Origin of the sequence: Holdemania filiformis (assembly GCF_003459085.1) — a bacterium.
Classification (GTDB): domain Bacteria; phylum Bacillota_I; class Bacilli_A; order Erysipelotrichales; family Erysipelotrichaceae; genus Holdemania; species Holdemania filiformis.
Window position 1 is genome coordinate 168,608 of sequence record NZ_QRUP01000002.1, and the last position, 17,998, is coordinate 186,605.

18 protein-coding genes are annotated in these 17,998 nt (G+C 51.3%); 12 read left to right on the top strand and 6 right to left on the bottom strand.

The genetic code is table 11. The features are described 5' to 3' along the window. Positions 1-872: 872 nt before the first annotated feature. Both DWY25_RS02845 and DWY25_RS02850 read right to left on the bottom strand, forming a co-directional pair. Positions 873-2,234: a sensor histidine kinase gene (locus DWY25_RS02845; RefSeq protein ID WP_117893392.1), complete on the bottom strand. Its 1,362-nt coding sequence runs from the start codon at positions 2,232-2,234 to the stop codon at positions 873-875. A gap of 7 nt (positions 2,235-2,241) precedes the next feature. Then, positions 2,242-2,940 (bottom strand): response regulator transcription factor, encoded by a 699-nt coding sequence (locus tag DWY25_RS02850; RefSeq protein WP_117893395.1) that lies wholly within the window; start codon positions 2,938-2,940, stop codon positions 2,242-2,244. Positions 2,941-3,084: 144 nt separating this feature from the next. Between DWY25_RS02850 and DWY25_RS02855 the strand changes: the two genes are divergently transcribed. The 12 genes from DWY25_RS02855 to DWY25_RS02910 all read left to right on the top strand — a co-directional run bounded on the left by DWY25_RS02855 (position 3,085) and on the right by DWY25_RS02910 (position 14,862). Continuing rightward, positions 3,085-3,849: an ABC transporter ATP-binding protein gene (locus DWY25_RS02855; RefSeq protein WP_117893397.1), complete on the top strand. Its 765-nt coding sequence runs from the start codon at positions 3,085-3,087 to the stop codon at positions 3,847-3,849. After that, positions 3,846-4,571 (top strand): ABC transporter permease, encoded by a 726-nt coding sequence (locus DWY25_RS02860; RefSeq protein ID WP_117893654.1) that lies wholly within the window; start codon positions 3,846-3,848, stop codon positions 4,569-4,571. Before DWY25_RS02855 ends, DWY25_RS02860 begins: the two co-directional genes overlap by 4 nt. Before the next feature lie 12 nt (positions 4,572-4,583). Further along, the gene (locus tag DWY25_RS02865) at positions 4,584-5,348 is read left to right on the top strand and encodes an ABC transporter permease (RefSeq protein ID WP_117893400.1); all 765 of its coding nucleotides are present in this window, start codon (positions 4,584-4,586) and stop codon (positions 5,346-5,348) included. A gap of 4 nt (positions 5,349-5,352) precedes the next feature. Continuing rightward, the gene (locus DWY25_RS02870) at positions 5,353-5,649 is read left to right on the top strand and encodes a hypothetical protein (protein WP_117893403.1); all 297 of its coding nucleotides are present in this window, start codon (positions 5,353-5,355) and stop codon (positions 5,647-5,649) included. Positions 5,650-5,836: 187 nt separating this feature from the next. Next, complete coding sequence (locus tag DWY25_RS02875) at positions 5,837-6,379, top strand: tetratricopeptide repeat protein (RefSeq protein WP_181981658.1); 543 nt, start codon at positions 5,837-5,839, stop codon at positions 6,377-6,379. Between the two features lie 45 nt (positions 6,380-6,424). Continuing rightward, positions 6,425-8,038 (top strand): hypothetical protein, encoded by a 1,614-nt coding sequence (locus tag DWY25_RS02880; RefSeq protein ID WP_117893410.1) that lies wholly within the window; start codon positions 6,425-6,427, stop codon positions 8,036-8,038. A 135-nt stretch (positions 8,039-8,173) separates the two neighbouring features. Continuing rightward, the gene (locus DWY25_RS02885) at positions 8,174-10,795 is read left to right on the top strand and encodes a cation-translocating P-type ATPase (RefSeq protein ID WP_117893412.1); all 2,622 of its coding nucleotides are present in this window, start codon (positions 8,174-8,176) and stop codon (positions 10,793-10,795) included. 144 nt (positions 10,796-10,939) lie between these two features. Further along, a complete protein-coding gene (locus DWY25_RS02890) occupies positions 10,940-12,568 on the top strand; it encodes an LCP family glycopolymer transferase (RefSeq protein WP_181981659.1) in 1,629 nt (542 codons plus the stop codon). A 50-nt stretch (positions 12,569-12,618) separates the two neighbouring features. Further along, a complete protein-coding gene (locus tag DWY25_RS02895) occupies positions 12,619-13,131 on the top strand; it encodes an NUDIX domain-containing protein (RefSeq protein WP_117893418.1) in 513 nt (170 codons plus the stop codon). After that, complete coding sequence (locus tag DWY25_RS02900) at positions 13,128-13,493, top strand: DUF6176 family protein (protein WP_072684206.1); 366 nt, start codon at positions 13,128-13,130, stop codon at positions 13,491-13,493. Before DWY25_RS02895 ends, DWY25_RS02900 begins: the two co-directional genes overlap by 4 nt. A 226-nt stretch (positions 13,494-13,719) precedes the next feature. Next, positions 13,720-14,559, top strand: a complete 840-nt coding sequence (locus tag DWY25_RS02905; RefSeq protein WP_220412910.1) for a Fic family protein — start codon at positions 13,720-13,722, stop codon at positions 14,557-14,559. Between the two features lie 102 nt (positions 14,560-14,661). Beyond that, positions 14,662-14,862: a hypothetical protein gene (locus DWY25_RS02910; RefSeq protein WP_244925915.1), complete on the top strand. Its 201-nt coding sequence runs from the start codon at positions 14,662-14,664 to the stop codon at positions 14,860-14,862. A gap of 67 nt (positions 14,863-14,929) precedes the next feature. On the opposite strand, the gene bilS is transcribed toward DWY25_RS02910, so the two are convergent. The 4 genes from bilS to DWY25_RS02930 form a co-directional block, all read right to left on the bottom strand. Beyond that, positions 14,930-15,442, bottom strand: coding sequence for a flavodoxin family protein BilS (gene bilS / locus DWY25_RS02915; protein ID WP_117893424.1), 513 nt, complete (start codon positions 15,440-15,442; stop codon positions 14,930-14,932). Beyond that, positions 15,439-16,545, bottom strand: coding sequence for a bilirubin reductase (gene bilR, locus DWY25_RS02920; protein ID WP_117893427.1), 1,107 nt, complete (start codon positions 16,543-16,545; stop codon positions 15,439-15,441). The genes bilS and bilR overlap by 4 nt, the downstream gene beginning before the upstream one ends. Then, the gene (gene bilQ, locus DWY25_RS02925; protein ID WP_117893429.1) at positions 16,542-16,964 is read right to left on the bottom strand and encodes a bilirubin utilization transcriptional regulator BilQ; all 423 of its coding nucleotides are present in this window, start codon (positions 16,962-16,964) and stop codon (positions 16,542-16,544) included. The genes bilR and bilQ overlap by 4 nt, the downstream gene beginning before the upstream one ends. Before the next feature lie 82 nt (positions 16,965-17,046). Further along, positions 17,047-17,835: an HAD family hydrolase gene (locus DWY25_RS02930; RefSeq protein ID WP_117893432.1), complete on the bottom strand. Its 789-nt coding sequence runs from the start codon at positions 17,833-17,835 to the stop codon at positions 17,047-17,049. Between the last annotated feature and the right edge of the window lie 163 nt (positions 17,836-17,998).

The following is a 17,998-nucleotide window of genomic DNA, read 5'->3' on the forward strand; positions in this document are numbered from 1 at the left end:
TGCTTTGTTCTGTTTTTTGTTTTATTCGTTAATCCGTTTACTCTTGATCAGGTCAACAAGATTTTGTTTACCTTTTTATAAGTATGCACCGTTAATTCTATTTCCTGTTTTTCTGGCATGCATCAAGTTAAAATTTTCGATCAATGAAACGAAACGGAATCTAACTTATGTTAAATTCGTGCCGCTCATAGTTATTGTTTCATTGATTTTGAGTTTATTATGGACCTTTGTTTTCTATGATTCGCTGTCTCTTAACTATTTGATCAGTACGATGATTGAAAATATAAGCAGACATTTTTTTGAATTCTTGATGTATAGTCTTTTTTTATCTTGTTTTACCACGGTCGTTTTTTTGATTTTTCCACTCTATTGCATTCAATATTTATTAAAGTCCAGCTCTTGTCACCCATTAATCACTATATTTCTATATTTGTACTTTCCGGTGTGCATTCCCATATTGATGCATTGTGTTCCAATGTATGGATATATCAATTACTGGAGCAGAGAGCTATGGAGTAATTTAGTGATAACAGATGTTCCCTTTCTCATCTTGTTTTCAGAAATTCCTTCTTCGATCATCTTGTTGAAGACAAAAAATAACTGGTTTTTGCCAATATTATATAAGATGATATTCTGGTGGACTTTCTGGAGTATTATTAATATTGGAGGGGGTTTTGATTGGTATTTTTTTAGAGAATGAGGGTGATCAATCAGATTCATATTTAAATAAAAATCATTCTGGAGATCAGGCTTTTCATCGAAATAGGCTGTAACGCAGTAAACAAAGCGATACAGCCTATTTTAGTATTTGCGGAAACACCGGATCTCTGCTTTGAACATCATGAAAAAAGCCGGTCGAAACCGGCTTGAATTCAGACGTGGGGAAAGGTCAGCGTAACGCGGAAGCCTTCGTGGAAGCCGCTTTCGATCTTCATAGTTCCGCCGTGGACCTCCGTGATCTGACGAACCAGGATGAGTCCTAAACCATGCCGCAGATCGAGGCGTTCATCAATACTTTCCAGATAGTGCGGTGTTTCCTCCAGAATCTGGCGCTGGGCATCCGATAAACCGATGCCGTCGTCCGCGGCCGTCAAAATAATCAGGTTTCCGTTTGTTTCCAATTTCAACGTAATCGAACAGCCCTGAGGATTGTGGGCGACACTGTTGCCAATCAGATTGCCGATTGCCCGGCGGATTAACCGCGGATCGCAAGCCAGCTGAAGATCATCCGCCTCCTTTGAGATATCGAGATCCAGGCTGTAAACGTCCGCCAAACCGGCATTTAACGTATCGGCGGCGATCGTGCGAAGCAGCCGGGCCAGATGAATTTCCTGTTTCCGCAGCGGCTGCATCTCATATTCCAACTGGGATACGAGTGTCAGATCCTGAATGAGATCTTTAATTTTGACGCTTTGTTTTTGGATAATCCGCGCCTGATCCTGAATCGCGGGACTGGCCTGCGGATCATGGGCAATCCGGTCGGCATAGCCCAGAATCATCGACAGCGGCGTGCGGAGATCGTGCGTCACGCCGCGGATCCAGTTCGCGCGCGCTTCGTTTTGCCGATGGATCAGTTCGGCTGCCTGATTGACGGAAGCGGCGACGGCCGCCAGCTCGCCGCGGGTGGAAAGCGTTCCGCGCTGACTTCGCGGAAATGTATTTAAGGCGGAGATCAACGGGCCGGCCGCCCGCTGCACCTTAATTTTAGAAAGGATATACGCCGTGAAAAGAAGAATCAGATCCAATAACAGTGTGCCGAGGACATACAGCGGCAGCCGGGTCAGCGTGCCATAGGAATAATAATTGCTGGTGAGCTTGATGTAGGAATTCTTCGGATAGCCCAGCACTAACAAACCGGGGTCAAGTCTGCGGACAAAGACCGGATAGTCGTGAAGATAGCCGCGGGAGAACACGGCGACCTCGCCCAGTGAGAACTGATCTGGAATTTCAGGGGGAAGCGCGGCGGAACTGACGACCTTGCCTGTGTCATTGATGACCATCGCCCAGATTCCAGCTTGCCGCAGAGGTTCTTCCATGCTGGGCGAAATGTGCTGGCCATTCAGCGTTTCTGCTGTCTTCTGAAGCATCACCGACGGGGAATCCGGACCATAGTCGTGGTGAATGACGCCGTAGAACGTGATTGCGAACAGGCCGAGATTCAGCACAATCAAAAACACAATAAAGAATGAAAATGCCGCGAAGGTGCGGGAGAACAGCCGGGAAAGTGTATTCATGGCATACTCACCTCACGATCAGCTTGTACCCTAAGCCTTTAACGGTGATCAGGGAAACCGGATGTGAAGGGTCGGCTTCAATCTTTTCCCGGACACGCCGGACATGGGCGTTGAGACTGTTCTCATAACCGAAAGGATTTTCACCCCATAAGGCTTCGCATAACGCGTCGAATGTGACGATCCGGCCCTCATTGCGGGCCAGTGTTTCCAACAGTGCGTGTTCTTTAGCGGTCAGCGCCAGCGTCTGGTCTTGCCTATACACCTCGGCGCGGCTGAAGTCGACCGTGCAGGCTGCCAGCTGAATTTGTTCTCCGGCATCTTTATAACAACGCCGCAGGACCGCGTGAACACGCAGAAGCAGCTCCTGGGGCAGAAACGGTTTAACGATATAATCGTCAGCGCCTAAGCCTAAGCCTGCCAGTTTGTCATCGGCTTCATCCCGCGCCGTCAGAAACAGCACCGGCATCTCGCTAAACTGCCGCAGCTGCTTCAGCAGCGAGAATCCGTCGCCATCGGGAAGCATGACGTCCAGGATCGCCAGATCCGGCCGCTGTGTCCGGCAGACCGATAGCGCCTGCTCAACCGTGCCGGCGCTGGCCAGATGACAAAAGCCGTCGTCCGTTAGAATCTCCCGGACCAGCGTCAACAGCTCCGGCTGATCATCAACGAGTAGAATTTTTTTCGAGTGTAAAAAGGAATGCTCCATTCTTCGTTCCTCCTTGCCTGGATTATACCACAGACGCCGTTCACGCAAGCCGCCGCGCAAAGAATGTAAGGGAAAAGTAAGGCAGCGGCAAGGGAGGTGTCAGTCCGCCGTGATATGCTTTCTTTGTCGAAAGGAGTGATCGTGATGGAATATCAGATTACAACAGAACGTTTAAGCAAGCAATACAAGAACTTTAAAGCCGTCGATCAGGTGTCGCTGCATATCCGCAAGCGCAGCATCTATGGCTTTCTCGGCCCCAACGGTGCGGGAAAATCGACGACGATGAAAATGCTGCTGGGACTGACGCCGCCCAGCGGGGGAACCTTTGCGATTGACGGACTGCATTTCCCGCAGGATCGGATCTCGATTCTCAAACGGATCGGTTCATTTATCGAATCACCTTCCTATTACGCCAATTTGACCGGGGAGGAGAATCTGGAGATAATCCGCAGGATCCTGAATCTGCCCGCTTCCGCCGTTTCGGACGCACTGGAGCTGGTCGGTCTCAGCGAGTTCAAGGACCGGCTGGCCCGCAAGTATTCGTTAGGCATGAAGCAGCGGCTGGGTCTGGCTGGCGCGCTGCTGGGCAGGCCGCCGATCTTAATTCTGGATGAACCGACCAACGGACTGGATCCGGCTGGAATTCATGAGATCCGTCAGCTGATCCGCTCGCTTCCGCAGCGCTATGACTGCACAGTCCTGATCTCGTCGCACATGCTGAGTGAGATTGAATTGATCGCTGACGATATCGGAATTCTCAATCATGGCCGGCTGTTGTTTGAGGGCCGTCTGGACGCATTGCGGAACACCGCCAGCACGCAGGGGTTTGACGGCGACAACCTGGAAGCGATGTTTTTGGCGATGATTGAACAGGATAACGCGAAATGCCGCGAACGGGCAAAGCTATGAAAACGCTGGTATTGGAAATAAAAAAGATGAAACGTACAGGCTCGCTGGCAGTCCTGCCATTAGCGGGAGGCTTAGGGGCGGCTTACGCACTGGTGAATTTCCTCATCCGCCGCGATGCGCTGCTGAGCCTGCCGCTGGCGCCGATGGATGTGCTGCTGACGCAGTTGTATGGCATGATCCTGTTGATCAATCTATTCGCAATCATCGTGGCGGCGTGTATGATTTACAATCTGGAATTTAAAGGTCAGGCGATCAAGAAGCTGTGGATGCTGCCGTTCAGCGTGCCGAAGCTGTTTCTGACAAAGTTTATTCTTCTGACCCTGGGACTGGCCGCGGCGGTCATTCTGGAAAACACCGCGCTGGGCTGGATTGGAATGACGATGCTGCCGCAGGGGAGCTTTCAGCTGCCGGTGCTGGTGCAGTTCGCGGTGTATTCGTTTGTGACGTCGCTGCCAGTGCTGGCGCTGATGCTGCTGGCGGCTTCGCGGATTGAAACGATGGGTGTCACGCTGGGCATCGGCGTAGCCGGCTTTCTGACCGGAATGGCGCTGGTCACCTCAGGACTGAAAGTTCTTTTAATCGATCCGTTTATCGTCATGCTGCATCCGGCCGTCGCGATGAGCGCGCAGCCGGAGCTTCTGGTCATGACCGCCGCCCTTTTGGAAACGGCGGTTTGTGCGGCCGCAGGTTTTCTTGCCGCAAAGAAGCGGGCTTATGAATAGGAGGTCAAGCCAATGAAAGGTATGGATTTGTTCAAACTGGAATTATTGAAAATGAAACGTTCAAGGATGATCGCGCTGTTATCCGCCGCACCGATCTTGGTCGTTGTTTCCGGTGTTGTGAACCTCAGCCAGTATCTGACGCCGGAATATACCCAGGCCTGGCCGGCGATGTTTATTCAAAGCGCGCTGCTGTATGCCTACTACCTTCTGCCTTTCAGCATGATCGTCGTGTGCGTGATGATCGCCGGACGCGAGACGCAGAACAACGGAATGCTGAAAATGCTGGCGCTTCCCGTTTCACGCTTTCGGCTGTCGCTGGCGAAATTTGGCGTACTGGTCTTCTGTCTGCTGCTGGAAATGGTCGTTTTCCTGCTCATCTTTGTGCTGGCCGGGTGGATCGCGGTCCAAACAGCCGGAGTAAAGGAAACGCTGCCGCTGGGTTATCTGTTACAAGCCTGTGGAGAAATCTTTGTCACGATGCTGCCGTGTACCGCCGTGATGTGGATGGTGACGGTCGTGTTTGAAAAACCGCTGATCACCGTGGGTCTGAACTTAATGCTGGTCATTCCGGGACTGCTGGCCGGAGCGACGCCGTTGTGGTTTCTGTATCCTTACTGCTACAGTGGTTATCTTGTGTCGTGTTCGCTGCATGAGTTTACCGTAGGCGGAATAAAATCAGCCTTTCCGCTGTTTCCCTTCCTGCCTTGTGCGCTGGCCTATTTTCTTTCCGCTTTGGGCATGGCGGCAGTGCGGTTTGGTAAGAAAGAGATGAGGTGAAAAAATGGAAAAATTAAAGCGCAATAAACTCAGTGCTGCGGCCTTGATCTGCGGTTTCATTCCGCTGATGTCGCTGCTGCTGTCTGTGTTTCAGATCAGAACGGATGATGGAATCCGGCTGCTGCTTTCCGGACTCAATTTCGTCAGTGCGCTGACCGGCTTGATTTTAGCCGGTATTGGCAGCCGCAATACCCGAACCCGCAGTTTTGCGCTGACGGTGGCCGCGCTGCTGTGCGGAAGCGAACTCGTCCTGATGATCGGGTTCCTCCTGCTGGCGTGGATGCTTCCCTTTTTATCGTAAGGATTCGCGAGCGGCCTCTGGCCTGAACACGACGTTATTTTAATTTTATGAAGGATTTGAAAAGCACTCTCTTGCGTTCAGACGTCCAGGGAAGTGCTTTTTTTAATTTAGCTCGACAAAACAAAATTTATATCCGCTCCTCGGCTTGTTTTGCGGTATGATTAAAGCAGATAAAGAGGACTTTATTATGCAAAAAGAACGCAGCGACGAATTATTGAATCAAGGTGCAAAAGCGTATCAAAGCGGAACGCCGGAAGGCTTCAGGACGGCTGTGCAGTTTTATCGGGAATCCGCCAGTTTGGGCAACGGTCAGGCGATGACGAATTTGGGGTATTGTTATACCTATGGGCGGGGCGTGACGAAGAATCCGGTCGAAGGATTCCGCTATTTTGTGCAGGCCGCGAAGCTGGGAAATCCCGAAGCCATTATGAAGGTTGCCGACGCTTACCAACGTGGTCAATTTGTTAAAAAGGATGAAATCCGGGCGTTTCAGTTTTACCGCAAGCTGTTTCAGCATCTGCAGGAAACGGGAGAGCTTCTGGACTATCCGGAGGTTTGCCTGCGCTTAGGCCGATGTTATTTGGAAGGAAAAGGGACCGAAGCAGATCCGCGGCAGGCACGGCGGTTTTTAGTGCTGGCGGTGCACGGCTACTCCCTGCATGAGGATCAATATTTCTACTATCCGAAACAGCGCCGTCAGGCGGAAGAACTGCTTCGGCAATGTCAATAAGCATGTGCCGGGCAAGGATTCAGCGCAAGGGAAAGGGGGAAATTTATGCAGCGAAAAAAGCGAAGCCTCAGGATCATAGCCGTGCTGGCTGTCCTGTTTGGCGGATGTGTGCCGGCTTCGCCGTTAACGGAACCGACTCCCGTTGTTTCACCAGCTGTGATGTCGGCAGAGGCGGCGTTTACCATTACACTTTCACCCGCGGATGAAACAGGCCGCGATATTACTCAGCCCTTAAATCAGGTTGAGATCACCAATCATACTGATCAGGAAATTCAGATCCTTTCCCTCGATCTTAAAGGCAACCGAGGCGGGATCCGCGAAATTCCGATCAACCGCACATTGGGACCGCAGGAAACGGGCCGGTATTTCATTGCGGGGGAATACCGCAAGGATATTGATCCGGTGGCGGCGGTGACGTTTGCCAGCGTGGACGACGCAAGCGTGACAAAATATGATTATGATTCACAGAAAACAGAGACGCTCAAGCGGGAGGACTCTCCGGCGCCATTCCTGTTCAATTTCGCATCAACCGTGCTCGTCAGAACGAATGATGCAGGTTTTCAGTTTGCCATTCTGCCGGGGAAGCAGGCATCCTTGCGCGAAGTCGAAACGCCTTACGGCGGATACTGCACGCTGGAGGATGAGCTGCTTGACAATCAATTTCGCTATGGCAAGAAACTCTTTTACAGCTTTGTAGACACAGAACTGGAGCTGGGGGAACAGGAAAAAGCGTACATTGAGAACCTGATGCTTCGCTATGACTGCGATTATGCTTATAATGGCGAATATGATCCTGTTAGAATCATGGAGGAATATGCGCTGCTGATGACTTATTCCTTGATGAAGTCAGAGGATCCAGATCATCCCTACTGGCTTTTGTATTGTACTCCCGACATCTATGCGTTCACCCCGGCGCAATGGGAAGCGGCACAAGCGCAGAAGCTGACATGGGAACAGCTCTGGCCGATGCTGAAGGAAGAACCGAATTCCTATCAACAGATTTACTTTCAGGGCTGGGACGCTCCGCTGACAGAGGCTGAGCGGGATGCGCTGATGAACTTATGTGATTTAAAAGAAATTCCGGCCTGCTTTGAAGGAGAACCGGAAAAGTCTGAAATCGGCGCGGATAAACCAGTGATTTATCTTTATAAGGATACGGAAACCGACTTTACGCTGACCCTGGGAACGACGCCGACGCTCAGCTATCCTCAATATCATCAGGGGTGGTCAGGCACAGTGACGGCGGAGGGCTTGATTATTCAGGATCGCCGCTATCCGTATCTCTATTATGAAGCGCAGATCCCGGATGACTTCGATTTTGATCAAGGGTTTGTCGTAGCCCGTGAGGATACGATCAGTTTCTTAGAGGAAAAGCTGGCGATTCTGGGCTTAAATGAAAGGGAGAGCGCCGACTTCATTACCTACTGGCTGCCGATCCTCTCGCAATCCGACTATAACCGGATCGCATTTCCCTGCGCTGATTATGCCCGGCTCGTTCCGCTTCAATGCCAGCCGCAGCCGGATACGCTGATCCGTGTCTATATGCTGTCGGAAGGTCTGGACGAGGCGGTTATGATGGAGCCGCAGACGTTAATGCCGGCCCCGATTAGAACCGGATTGACCGTTGTGGAATGGGGCGGCAGCCGCCGCAATTCATAAACATTTGTCAAAGAAAGTCCAAAGCCGGAGAAATCCGGCTTTTTTTGGCACGCTTTGCGGACGATCTGGCGCTGCGCCGCGTTCTAATCCGAGGGGATTTACGATATAGATGGGAATAGGTAAAGGAGAAGTGCTATGCCCTATCGTCAAACTATACAGGAACTGGAAGCAGCAACACTGACTAACGCCCGCGAGGGCCTGAGTGAAAAAGAAGCGGCCGCCCGGCTGCAGCGCTTCGGCGGCAACGAGCTGGAAAAGAAAAAAGAAGAATCACTGCTGAAAAAAGTTGCGGAGCAATTCAACGATCCGATGATCCTGATTCTGATCCTCGGGGCCGTGATCTCTATTTTTCTGCATGAGGTGATGGATTCCGTCATCATCGTTGCGGTGATTACGATCAACGCGCTGATCGGGGTATTCCAGGAATGGAAGGCGGAAAAAGCGCTGCATGCGCTGGAAAAAATGACCGCGATGAAAGCTGTGGTCAAGCGTGACGGACAGCTGAAGCAGATCGACGCGGCCGAGCTGGTTTTGGGCGATCTGGTGTTTCTGGAAGCCGGCAACTTCGTGCCGGCGGATCTGCGCCTGATTGAAACCGTACATCTGAAAGTGGAGGAATCCAGTCTGACCGGCGAATCGGTGCCGGTCGATAAGGATGCCTCGGCACGTTACCCTAAGGATCAGACGCTGCCGCTGGCGGATCAGAAAAACATGGCGTTTTCTTCGACGATCGTTTTGGACGGCAACGCCGCGGGGTTGGTCGTGGCGACGGGCATGGACAGCGAGATCGGCAAGATCGCGAAGCTTTTGCAGCATGAGGAAAAGCTGCTGACGCCCTTGCAGCGGCGTTTGGCTGAGTTGTCAAAGGTGCTGGGCGCGCTGTCGGTCATCATCTGCGCGGCAATTTTTGTGATCGCCGTCATTCAGAAACGCGATCTGTTTGAAATGCTGCTGACGTCGATTTCTCTGGCGGTGGCGGCGATTCCCGAGGGACTGCCGGCGGTCGTGACGATTTCCCTGGCGCTGGGCGTCCAGAAAATGAGCGATCATCACGCGATTGCGCGCAAGCTGCACGCCGTGGAAACGCTCGGCCAGGTCTCGGTCATCTGCACGGATAAAACCGGGACGCTGACGCAGAACCGGATGACGGTTGTCGCGTACTATCTGAATGGCAAAATCCAGTCCGTGTCGCAGAAAGTGACGGAACGGAGGCTGAAGGAAGGCTTCTATCTGTGCGGCAACGCCAAGCTTGACGCTGAGGGCGTCATCGGCGATCCGACCGAGGTAGCGCTGATGCGCTGGGCGCTGGACAACGGCGTTGACGCCGCGCAGATCATTCGGCAGTTTCCGCGCGTTGCCGAAATTCCGTTTGACTCCCGGCGCAAACGGATGAGCACTGTGCACCAGACGGGCTTGGAAAAAATCGTCTATGTCAAGGGCGCATTGGAAAGCGTGCTGCCGTTATGTACGCATTTGTGGCAGGATGGCCGGCGGGTGGAGCTGACGACGCCGATGCGGCGGCAGATTGAGGAAGCCGCCGCGCAGATGGCCGGCGAAGCGCTGCGCGTGCTGGTGCTGGCGACGCGCACGGTCGCTTCGCTGGACGAGAGTCAGTTTGAAACCCGGTTGTGTTTTATCGGAATGGCGGGGATGATCGATCCGCCGAAGGAGGGCGTCAAAGAAGCGATTGCCTTGGCACATAAAGCAGGCATCGACGTTGTGATGATCACTGGTGATCATCCGGAAACCGCGCTGGCCATCGGCCGCCAGTTAGGCATTGCCCAATCGCTGTCGCAGGTGCTGACCTCGGTGCAGATGCAGGATCTGAGCGATGATCAGCTGGCTCAGGCCTGTCAGCACATTCGGATCGTCGCACGCGCCACGCCGCAGGATAAAGTCCGGATTGTGAAAGCCTACCGGTTGGATGAAAAGATCGTGGCGATGACCGGCGACGGGGTGAACGACGCGCCTTCGCTGAAGCAGGCCGACGTCGGCATTGCGATGGGCAGCGGAACGGAGGTATCGCGGCAGACATCCGATTTGATTCTGACCGACGATAATTTCGCGACGATCATCAGTGCGGTTGAGGAAGGACGCAATATTTATCTCAATATTCAGAAGGCTGTGCTGTATCTGCTTTCCTGCAATTTGGGGGAAATCACGACGCTGTTTCTGGCGATCGTGCTGATGCCGGTGGCTCCGGCACCGCTCTCGGCGATTCAGATTCTGTGGATCAACCTGGTCACCGATGCGTTCCCGGCGCTGTCGCTGGCCGCCGAACCGCAGGATCCCTATATCATGGATCAGAAACCCCGTGCGGCGACGGAAAGTCTGTTCGCCAACGGCGGCTGGGCGTTCATGGTGCTCAACGGTCTGTATATCGGCACGATTTCGTTAGTCGCGTTCAAATTCGGCTCCGCTTACGGCGTCCGCACCGCGCACACGATGACGTTTATGGTGCTGTCAATCGCACAGCTGTTCCACAGTCTGAATCTGCGCAGTCTGGATCACTCGATTTTCAGAGTTGGTATTTTCCGTAATAAACTTTTGTTAGCGACGTTTGTGATCGGCGTTGCGTTGCAGGTCATGGTGGTGAACCTGCCGGTCTTCCAGCTGATTTTGAAGACCGCGGCGCTGGACTGGGCTTGCTGGGGCATTGTGTTCGGCCTGTCCGCAAGCCTGATCCTGATCAATGAGGTCTCCAAATTGTTCAATCCTGTGAATCATAATTGGCGTTCAGACTCCCGGAATTCTTAACCCGGGAGTTTTTTCAAATTTCTTACAAAGCGCAGAAACTTCTGCAGGGCGCAGGACTCTATGTTAAAATAAATCCAGTGTAAATCGGATAAACGCATCGCGATCCGCGATGTTCAAATGCTAAACCTCTGGAGGACTGCCAACATGGACAAACATAAAACCCAGCCGCGCAAGAAAAAGAAGGTCCGGCGTGATTTAACCTTGATCAATCAGATCATGGCTTTTTTCGTGCTGACCGCCGATTTGTTTCTGGTGCTGGCGATGCTCGGGCTGACGCAGTTCAGCTCATTAAGCCGGACGTTATTTATCCGCCTGAATCTGATCGTTCTGGCAGCGGCGCTGATTTTGAATTTCCTGGCGATGCTGGCCGTCGGGCGGCGCAGCGTCAGCCTGCTGAAGACCGCGATGACAGCAGCGGTTGTGATCGGCTTGATCAGCGCGTTCGGCGTGTATGTCGAAGGGCGGCTGAACGTCAATCTGGGCAAAATGATGGATCAGGGATCGTCGCAGGAAACCGTCGGCGTTTCTTTTGTCGTGCTGGGGGACGATGAGCATGCCGCACTGCAGAGTGCTCAGGATCTTAACGGCAAGGTGTTCGGGATTCTGGATGACGAACAGGCGCAGCAAGGCTATCAAATGCCGAAGAACGAGATCGAAAAATTAAAGTTAAAGGTGACATATCGTGAATATTCCGATTATACGCGGCTTTTAAAAGGACTGCTGAACAAGGAAATCGACGTGGCCGCCCTGCCGGAAAACTATAAGGGAATGTTTGAAACAAATGAGGAAATCGCGCCGGAGCTGGCGGTGCTGCGCGATGTGCATAACTTCAACCGCACGCTGACGATTCATACAGAGCAGGGCAGCGATAAGGATGTGACGAAAGAGCCGTTCACCGTGCTGATCATCGGCGTGGACGACGACCGGAGCGACGCGCTGATGTTGGCGACCGTCAATCCGGGCAGCATGACGGTGCTGCTGACGTCCATCCCGCGTGACAGCTATGTGCCGATCGCCTGCTATACCAATCAGAAGTCGGATAAGATCAATAATTCCCGCGTGCGCGGCCGCCAATGCACGATCGATACGGTGAAACAGCTGCTGGACGTCGACGTGGATTTCTACTTTGAAAGCAACTTCCACGGCATCATTGAAATTGTCGACGCTTTAGGCGGCGTGATCATCGACAATCCGAAGGAATTTGTCGGTCAGGATTCCTCCGATGAACGCGGGCATCAGACGGTGTGGGTGCCGCAGGGCGTCAACCGGCTGAACGGCGAACAGACGCTGGCGTTTGCCCGGGAACGGCATTCGTACAATTCCGGAGATTTTCAGCGTCAGAGCAATCAGCAGCAGGTGATTCAGGCAATTTTGACAGAAGCGGTGCGGCTGAAGGATGTTAATAAGGCGCTGAAGGTGCTGGATGCGGCTGGCGAAAACGTGTCGACCAATCTAAGCATGGAACAGATGATCGGCTTGTTTAACTTAACGATGAAGAAGATGAACCGCAGTTATGTGCAGAATCAGAACGTATTCAACGTGATCGGCGCGCGGATTTCCGGCGTCAACGACCGGGCACCGAACCGGATGTCGATTGTCCGGTTATATCAGGGCTCGATCGAAGACAACAAGAAAGCAATCCATCGGGTGTTTAATTTGAACAGCGAGATCGACGCGCCGAAGGCGCTGTCGTTCAGCATTGACTGGGTCTATGAGGCGCCGGCGATCTCCAAGGATGAATATGACGAGAAATTTGCGCCGTTAAAGCAATGATCTGTTAAGGAAGACTAAAAGAGAATTTCTGAGGAAAGCGAGACGGGGTTATGGATACAACACATCAATTTCAACAGGAGCTATTAACGGCTTGCGATGAACACGGCCGGCGCTTTTCTTATCCTGTTTTGCGGGATGCGGTGCTTAAAAACGGATACTTTCTGGGCGTGGTCGCAGTGATTGAAAATGATCAGCATCAAGTTTTGATCACCCGCCGGGCAGCTGGGAAAAGCGATGGGGGACACTGGGAATGCCCTGGCGGGATGGTGAAATTTCATGAATCCAGTCTTGACGCAGTACAGCGTGAGCTGAAGGAAGAACTTGGAATTTTAGTTAATTCTGAAACTTGTCTTTCTGTACGAAGTGTATTCCATCAAAGCCGGAAAATTTCCCTGTTTCATGTCCGGTTCAACGGAAGTATTTACGAGCTTGTTCTGCAAAGCAAAGAAGTGACAGAAGCCTGCTGGGCGCCTGTGAATGAAATCGACGAGTTGATGCGAACAGGTCAATTCATCGCTTGTTCAGTCCTGACATCTGATTTATTAAAGGAAATCTTATCATGAAACTCACATTGACCCGCTATGCGGTACGCCCGGGGAAAGAACAGCTGACCCGCGAATGGATGGCTGTATTGAACCAAAGACAGGCGGAGGTTCAGGAAACGCTGAGCGATGAAAAAATGGCTTTGGAAGCAATTTTTATGGAAGAAGACGCGAAGGGAATGGCTTTGATCTGGGTGGATCTGCAGGGTGAGGGGACGGATGTCCAAGATTCTGCGCATCCGATTGATCAAGTACATCTGGCTTATTGGAGAGAATGTATTGATTCTTCGGTTCCTCCTGTGGAGTTAACTTCTGTGAATTGCTTCGCTGATCCCAAGGTCCAGTTAGCGCTGCTTGCAGCTGCGGGGATGGGCGAAGATTGATCATTGCGGTTAAGAATACAGGGTAAAAAATTGAACGTATAAATTAGTGCATAAGAAATGAAAAGTGGAAATCCCGCTTTTTTTCATCCTATTTTCAAGAAGATAATAATGAAAAATAGTGTAATTTTAGTGAAAAATAGTGGAAAGCGGCCCTCACAAGCATTTCCTTAAACCAGAACAGGAAGTTAGAAATTATTATCTAGCACTTTTATATTTAGAGAATAAGTTGAAAAAAAAGGAAAAAGTTACAAAAAGAATGATTTTGGAAGTTCAGGCGATCGTGGAAAAGGGAGCTTCCAAAGAAAAAATAGGATTGCGGGGGCCCATGCCGGCAGGCGTTTTATTTGCGGTTTATGATTCTTTGAGCGGGAACGCGGATTATATTCCGCCTGAGTATATTGATGTTCCGATACTGCTTGATGAATTGGTAGACTATCTTGATCATACTGATGATCATCCGTTGTTGATCGCGGCGATTGCCCATTATCAATTAGTTACAATTCATCCATTTGAAGATGGTAATGGTCGAACGGCAAGATTGATTTCTGGATATCTGCTCGATTATTTTGGATATGGATTTCAGGGGATTGGTTCGTTAGAAGAATATTTTGCTTATGATGCAGAAGAATACTACAATTCCCTGCAAATGGGGTTGCCTGCTTTATATTATTCAGGCAGAAATAATCCGCCGCATCCAGAAATTTGGCTTACTTATTTCTTAAGAATGATGGAGCTTTATTCAAAGAAAGTTTATGATTTGTCATATAAAACAAAGGAAAGTAATGTTGTTTCGAGCTTGACCTATTTGAAAAAAAGGGAGAAGGAGCTGCTTAGTTATTTGCTTGAAAATGGAATTAGAGAATTTACTCCAATCGAACTTGGAAAAAAATTAGGAGTTACCAATAAAACGGTTATCAACAGAGTTGCCGGTCTTGTTCAGCACGGATTTCTTATTCCGATATTAGTCAATGAAAGAATATGTTCTTATCAGATAAGTGAATTAACGAAGGAGAATGAAGAAGAAATAATCAAGCTTCAGCATGGGTTGCAAACTAAGAAAACATAATTAAATAAACAGAATAAAGAATACGGTTAACAAGTCTAACTTTAGAAAAGAGACTGGTCTATGATGAAGGCTATTTACACGTTTAACGGAAAGGACATAACGATGAATGTATGTTTACAGATCCGAGCCGTTGTGAATATCATTCAGGAACAACTCAATTTATCTTTTGAAGACGCGATGCTGGAATTCTATCGTTCAGAAACGTACAAAACGCTGCAGCAGACGGAAAATGCGCTGTGGGCGGAATCGCCGGAATTTATTACCGATATGTTTTTTGCCGAACGGGAAGGAAGAGAATTCTAAGCGGGAATCCAAAATAAAAAGTCAGCGGGGGAAGTTCATCTTCCTTCGCTGATTTTAGGTTTGCGGTTTATTGGAGTTTTGTCAAAATACGCTGGGCAAATTGCCGCCCGCCTTCGAGGTCCGTGCTGTCCGGATGCGATAAAGCGGCGTCAAAATTCTCCAGCAGGGAAGCCCAGCGCGGATTCTCCGGCTCTTTTGCCTGCAAGGCCAAATACCGCTGTTTAACAGTTTCCGGCATTCTTCCCTGGCAGGCGTAGCAACCCAAGATCGTGTTGTCGGCAGGAACTTGATCGGCACTTCGCTTCAGGATCGCCTGGAAATATTCGTCCGACTGACCAAAACCGCAGGTCGCGAACAAGGCCAGCTGCTTCTGATGGCACTGGGCCAGAAAATCCAGGACCGGCTTGGCGAAGACGCCTTTGTCTGTCCAGGAACCGACAAAAATCAAGTCTGCCTGCAGCGCTTCAGGCGCAGGGGCTCCGGAATAAATAAGCATTTCGTCCGGCAGGGCGGATTGAATTGATTCTGCCAGCTGACGGGTATTGCCGGTATTACTTTGAACTACGATTGCGATTTTCATTGAATATCACTCCTTTTCTGATCATAAATACAATGAATTCCCTGATGGCTCATCAAGCCTTGCAGACATTTTTGATTGCAGCCGGCACAATATCGGATCGTTTCCGGATGACCGGTCAACAGTTTCGCGGTCCAGTCGGAATCGGCGATCAGCTGCCGGCTCATTGCGGCTGCGTCGATCCGGCCGCTTTCGATCGCCTGGTCGATGAATTCCGGATGGCGCAGATTCCCGACGCCGATCACCGGTTTGCAGGTCAGCGCTTTGACTTGATCGGCAAATTTCAGAAAACAACCTTCCGCGGAAAACGCCGGATGATTCGCGGGCGGAATCGTGTCGGTCAGCGCGCCGTGATTCGCCAGGGTGACGTGGAAACAATCGACACCTGCCCGTTCCAGCCAGCCGACGACCGGATCCAGATTCTGTTCCAGCACGCCTGCTTTGCCATAATCCGGATTGATCTGCCGAACGGCCAGCTTGTAGTCGATGGGCAGCGAGCAGTGCTGCCGGACCTGGCGCACCGCTTCCAAAGCAAACCGCATCCGATTTTCCAGACAACCGCCGTATTCGTCGGTCCGCTTGTTGATCAGCGATGAACTGAAGCTGCCGATCAAACGATCGCCGTGTACCTGAATCATATCGAAGCCCGCAGCCTGAGCCTGCTGGGCGCTGAGACCGAAAGCCGCAAGGATTTCGCGAATCCGTTTTTCACGCATTTGATTGACCGTGACCGCGGCGGAATCGTTCAGTTTCTGACGCAGCTGATCCGCGGTGAGTCTGTGTGTCAGCAACGCGGGAATCCATTTCAGCATCGCTTTGAAATTGGCGTCTGAAAGATGCAGCTGGGCAGATACTTTTGCGCCTTGTTGATGCAGCTGGCTGATCAGCTGCTGGTAAGCGGCGAAAGTGCGGGAGTTTTGTAAACTTCCGGAACCGAGAACCGGGATATCCGGCAGGATGATCAGGGCGGTCTGGCCCTGAGCGATCGCGCTCAGCTTCGCTGCTTTTTCTTCCGGCTTTAAGCCCAGGGTGGTCGGGGCGAAGAAAATCCGATTTTTCAATTCACAATTGCCGATGGTGATCGGCTTAACGCAGGCGTGCGTCATTTTTCACTCCTTAAGCCCTGGACGACCTGACTTAAAAGCGCGGTTACCTGTTTCGTTTGATCCGGTGAAAGACAGGCCAGCGTCCGCTGCTCCCATTGGCGGTTGGCGATGGTGATTTCCCGGCAGATCTGTTCGCCTTTTTCGGTTAACGAAACGGTAAACGCCCGGCCGTCCTGTGCACTGCGCGTGCGGATCAAACAGCCGAGCTTTTCCAGCTTGTCCAAGCAGCGGGTGATGTGGCCGTTATCCTGATGCAGCTCCCGGGCCATGGCGGATGGCGTACAGGCGCCGATATGCTCAAGATAGATGAGATAGGGGAACAACCCTACGGTTAATCCAAAAGCATCCAGCCGCGTTTGCAGTGCCGACGTATATTCCCGGCGCAGCTGGCAGATTAAATACGAGAAAGGATAGGACATAGAACACCTCCTGACCTCTTCAGTATAATCATTAATTTGACTAAGTCAAATAAAATGATAAAAGAAAAGCGGAAATTTCCGCTCAGAGCTGACCAAAAGCTTGCAATGCAGTGACGATGCCGTCCCGATCCACGGAATCGGTGACGTAGTCGGCAATCGCTTTGATTTCTTCCCGGCCCTGGCCCATCGCTACGCCGACTCCTGCCGCCTGCAGCATTTCCAGATCGTTGATTCCGTCGCCAAAAGCCATTGTGTCCTGGGGATCGATATGGAAGTGCTGGCAAAGCCGGGCGATCCCAACGCCCTTGTCAATCCCCCGGACGACCAGATCGGCATAGTGAAACGGCGTCGGCAATACCGTCAGACCGGGAATGGTCCGGTAAGCCGCATAATCGCTGTCCGCTGCGTTAAAGGCCAGCGCCATCGTCGCCTGATCGTCCGGCCGCGTCGCCCGGACGTCGATCGCGGCCGGATCGCGGTGAAAGAATTCGCAGGCTGCGATGAAATCCGGCGTCGGCGGACAATTCAGCCAGTCGTCATGACCCATATACTGGATCGGGGAACGGAGTCGCGCGGAGACTGCTTCTAACCCCGCCATCGTTTCCTGATCAAAGAAAACCCGGAACAGCTCTGTTTTCTGTGCGTCGGCAATGACGCTGCCATTGCGGCAGATATAGCCGTCCCATGCAATCGCCGCCAGCTGCGGCATCGTCAGGATTGTATTCACATCCCGGCCCGAGCTGATCACAATCTTCTTTCCATTTTTCTGTAAGCTTGTTAACGCCTCTATGACCGCCGGCGAAATCCGGTGATTGCGATTATCCAGCAACGTTCCGTCGACGTCGAAGAAAAACATTTGATATTCCTTCATTCCGTTCACCTCATGGTTTTCATTATACTCACAAAGCAATGAAAAATCATCCTGAAATTGCCGCGGAAACGCTTTCGTCCGGTTGTGATTTAAGGGTAAATCCAGTATAATGTATGGGTCTTTAGACCTTATTGTATTTTTGCGCTGCCGCGCAGGAATACTG

Bases quoted from the DNA above. Each gene is read 5' to 3' on its own strand.
- DWY25_RS02870 (WP_117893403.1), top strand. From the start codon at position 5,353: ATGGAAAAATTAAAGCGCAATAAACTCAGTGCTGCGGCCTTGATCTGC.
- bilQ (WP_117893429.1), bottom strand. From the start codon at position 16,964: ATGTCCTATCCTTTCTCGTATTTAATCTGCCAGCTGCGCCGGGAATAT.
- DWY25_RS02900 (WP_072684206.1), top strand. From the start codon at position 13,128: ATGAAACTCACATTGACCCGCTATGCGGTACGCCCGGGGAAAGAACAG.
- bilR (WP_117893427.1), bottom strand. From the start codon at position 16,545: ATGACGCACGCCTGCGTTAAGCCGATCACCATCGGCAATTGTGAATTG.
- DWY25_RS02855 (WP_117893397.1), top strand. From the start codon at position 3,085: ATGGAATATCAGATTACAACAGAACGTTTAAGCAAGCAATACAAGAAC.
- bilS (WP_117893424.1), bottom strand. From the start codon at position 15,442: ATGAAAATCGCAATCGTAGTTCAAAGTAATACCGGCAATACCCGTCAG.
- DWY25_RS02850 (WP_117893395.1), bottom strand. From the start codon at position 2,940: ATGGAGCATTCCTTTTTACACTCGAAAAAAATTCTACTCGTTGATGAT.
- DWY25_RS02860 (WP_117893654.1), top strand. From the start codon at position 3,846: ATGAAAACGCTGGTATTGGAAATAAAAAAGATGAAACGTACAGGCTCG.
- DWY25_RS02895 (WP_117893418.1), top strand. From the start codon at position 12,619: ATGGATACAACACATCAATTTCAACAGGAGCTATTAACGGCTTGCGAT.
- DWY25_RS02930 (WP_117893432.1), bottom strand. From the start codon at position 17,835: ATGAAGGAATATCAAATGTTTTTCTTCGACGTCGACGGAACGTTGCTG.
- DWY25_RS02865 (WP_117893400.1), top strand. From the start codon at position 4,584: ATGAAAGGTATGGATTTGTTCAAACTGGAATTATTGAAAATGAAACGT.
- DWY25_RS02910 (WP_244925915.1), top strand. From the start codon at position 14,662: ATGAATGTATGTTTACAGATCCGAGCCGTTGTGAATATCATTCAGGAA.
- DWY25_RS02875 (WP_181981658.1), top strand. From the start codon at position 5,837: ATGCAAAAAGAACGCAGCGACGAATTATTGAATCAAGGTGCAAAAGCG.
- DWY25_RS02845 (WP_117893392.1), bottom strand. From the start codon at position 2,234: ATGAATACACTTTCCCGGCTGTTCTCCCGCACCTTCGCGGCATTTTCA.
- DWY25_RS02890 (WP_181981659.1), top strand. From the start codon at position 10,940: ATGGACAAACATAAAACCCAGCCGCGCAAGAAAAAGAAGGTCCGGCGT.
- DWY25_RS02880 (WP_117893410.1), top strand. From the start codon at position 6,425: ATGCAGCGAAAAAAGCGAAGCCTCAGGATCATAGCCGTGCTGGCTGTC.
- DWY25_RS02885 (WP_117893412.1), top strand. From the start codon at position 8,174: ATGCCCTATCGTCAAACTATACAGGAACTGGAAGCAGCAACACTGACT.